General features: G+C 43.3%; 1 protein-coding gene. It reads left to right on the forward strand.

Features of this window, described 5'->3' with window-relative positions; translation table 11 throughout:
* Nucleotides 1–182: 182 nt before the first annotated feature.
* Nucleotides 183–644: an IS200/IS605 family transposase gene (tnpA, locus tag ABC831_RS26400; RefSeq protein WP_343251049.1), complete on the forward strand. Its 462-nt coding sequence runs from the start codon at nucleotides 183–185 to the stop codon at nucleotides 642–644.
* The last annotated feature ends 190 nt before the right edge of the window (nucleotides 645–834 follow it).

Below are 834 nucleotides of genomic sequence, written 5' to 3' on the forward strand. Positions count from 1 at the left end.
TTTTATTTTAAGGGTCGGATAGACCCTGTTGAGTGCATTGGAGTTTCTCAACAGAGGAACGGAAATGTACTCAACATAAAACCACCCGCTATGCGGGTGCGCGACGATAGTTATACAAAAAATCACCTTTCCGATATAATAGAGGTGTTCAGGCCACTATTAAAGAAAGGAAAGGTGATTACATGGCAAAGCAAACGAATTCGCTTGCACATACGAAGTGGATGTGTAAATATCACATCATCTTCACCCCAAAGTATAGACGAAAAATTGTCTATAATCAATATAAAACAGATCTGCGCGATATATTAAAGCAGCTATGCAGTTACAAGGGAGTGGAGATAATAGAAGGTCATCTTATGCCAGACCATGTGCATATGTTGGTAAGTATACCGCCAAAAATCAGTGTATCCTCATTTATGGGGTATCTAAAGGGAAAAAGTGCATTGATGATGTTTGACAAACATGCAAACTTGAAGTACAAGTTTGGAAATCGTCACTTTTGGTCAGAAGGATATTATGTCAGTACCGTAGGACTCAATGAAGCCACGATAAAAAAGTATATTCAAGAGCAGGAGAATGCGGACATCGTACAGGATAAACTCAGTGTGAAAGAGTATGAAGACCCTTTTAAGGGTCAAGGCTGAGTAGTACAAACGTCCCTTTAGGGACAGCAACGAGTCAATAGCAATGTGGCTTGAACGGAGCCGTGGGAAGGCTGCAAAGGGCAGACTTTCCATGGCATTAAAGAGAAAGCCAGCGCCTTGAGGCGTCGCCAAGTAGAGCGGGCTTAGAGCCCGCATCCCGAGCCACCCGTTTAACGGGTGGCGGCGACTT

Source organism: Diplocloster hominis, from assembly GCF_032380655.1.
GTDB lineage: Bacteria > Bacillota > Clostridia > Lachnospirales > Lachnospiraceae > Diplocloster > Diplocloster hominis.

Excerpts from the sequence above, each read along its gene's own strand:
- tnpA (WP_343251049.1), top strand. The coding sequence starts at position 183 with ATGGCAAAGCAAACGAATTCGCTTGCACATACGAAGTGGATGTGTAAA.